This is a genomic window from Duncaniella muricolitica, from assembly GCF_910574735.1.
Classification (GTDB): Bacteria; Bacteroidota; Bacteroidia; order Bacteroidales; family Muribaculaceae; genus Duncaniella; species Duncaniella muricolitica.
This window is the reverse complement of sequence record NZ_CAJTCF010000181.1, coordinates 1-351: the sequence shown is the minus strand read 5'-3', so window position 1 is coordinate 351 and position 351 is coordinate 1. Positions and strand designations below refer to the sequence as shown.

The window sequence follows — 351 nt, the reverse complement described above, 5'->3', positions numbered from 1 at the left end:
CGCATCGGATAGTCCTGTATCGTAACGTAATCCGTATAGCCTCGCGCTACGATATGCGGATTACGATAGTCTTCATCAGACAGTTTCTTCTTTTCGTCAAGCCATATGTCATATGCCTGTTCTGTGCGTTCGAAGCGCACCATCTCAAACAGTTCGTCCAGCCCCTGGGGCAAGAACATCCAGAATGCTTCCGATGTTTTCATACCGCAAATTTAACAATTTTCTGAAAATTCCGTAACTATTCAGCGGACGCGCCGATGTAGTCGCCGTTTAGAAAAGGGCGAGGATTGCGTTGTAGGGCGAGTTGCCGTGCTTCTTGGTTGTCTCGACGATTGAATGCAGATCCATAAA

General features: G+C 47.3%; 1 pseudogene. It reads right to left on the bottom strand.

From position 1 onward, the window contains the following. Positions 1 to 203: pseudogene (locus tag QGT73_RS17365) on the bottom strand (ISAon1 family transposase N-terminal region protein); the annotation flags it as partial. Positions 204 to 351 lie beyond the last annotated feature (148 nt).